We start from the raw sequence: 1,259 nt of genomic DNA, 5'->3' as shown, positions 1-1,259 counted from the left end.
TGGAATGTCTACATTAGGAGCTACGAAAAGAGATTGCCAAAAAAAAGTAAATTAGAGCAATGGCAAATAGAAGATATGAAATAGAATTCAAGACTATGATAGTAGAATTATTAGAGTCAGGAAGAAGCGTTCGAGAAGTTAGCGCAGAATACGATATAGATGACAGCTTAATAAGAAAATGGAGAAAAAGTTATAGAGAGAACAAAGGTTCCTTTTCAATCATAAAAGATATGACACCACAAGAGATAGAAATAAAGAATCTCAAGAAACAGTTAAGAGAGGTCACTGAAGAGCGAGAGATTTTAAAAAAGGCTATCAGCATCTTTTCCAAGAGCGATCAATAAAATATAGATTTATAGAAAAACATTCGATATTCTATAGGGTCGAAAGGATGTGTAAATGTCTAAAAGTAAGTAAAAGTGCGTATTATAGATGGTTAAAGAATCAAACAAAAACTAAGGTAAATAGCACTACGATATATCTTAGAGAAAGAATAAAAGAGTTATTTACTTTCAATAGAAAAATCTATGGAAGTTATAGAATCCAAAAGCTACTCTCTAAAGAAGGTATGAATTACAGCAGATCCTATATAGCTAGATTAATGAGACAAATGAAATTAAGAAGTATTCATAGGCAAAAATATAGAATTACTACAGATTCAACTCATAAGCTCCCTATAGTTAAAAACATACTCAATAGAGATTTTAAAGCCAATAGATTAGGAACTAAATGGGTTTCAGATATCACTTACATACCATTGGCAGGGAAATGGAGTTATTTAACTACTATAATAGATTTAGCAGATAGAAAAGTTGTAGGCTGGTCTCTAAGTAAAGATTTACATACTGAAAACACCATTTACAAAGCGTGGATAAAAGCTAGAGCTAATAGAGATTTAGCAGATAAACTTATATTTCATTCAGATAGAGGTATTCAATATGCTTCCAAAAAAATGCAGTTATTATTTGGGAATAATACTAAAATCGTACAGAGTATGAGTAGAAAAGGGAATTGTTGGGATAATGCTGTAGCAGAGAGTTTTTTTAAGAGCATAAAAATTGAGCATCTAAATCATTATAGATTCTCTTGTTTTAACAAATTATATAATTCTATAGAAGCTTATATTTATTGGTATAATAATTATAGACTTCACTCTGCATTGGGGTACAAATCTCCAGTAGAAAAAGAATTAGAATTATCCTCAAATTAAGTATTCATTCAGGCTATCTTTTTTTGTATCATTTTTTGTTGCTATTCCA

The 1,259-nt window shown here is 29.9% G+C and carries 1 protein-coding gene; it reads left to right on the top strand.

Annotation, left to right across the window (positions count from 1 at the left end; translation table 11 throughout):
* Positions 1-59: 59 nt before the first annotated feature.
* Positions 60-1,210 (top strand): IS3 family transposase gene (locus ACYEKI_RS21190; RefSeq protein WP_459213212.1). Its coding sequence is split into 2 segments (ribosomal slippage): positions 60-315 and positions 315-1,210, totalling 1,152 coding nucleotides; the frame shifts between segments, so codons are not numbered across the junction.
* The last annotated feature ends 49 nt before the right edge of the window (positions 1,211-1,259 follow it).

The sequence above is a fragment of the Aquimarina rhabdastrellae genome, from assembly GCA_947387485.1.
GTDB lineage: Bacteria > Bacteroidota > Bacteroidia > Flavobacteriales > Flavobacteriaceae > Aquimarina.
This window is presented reverse-complemented; position numbering and strand designations above follow the sequence as displayed.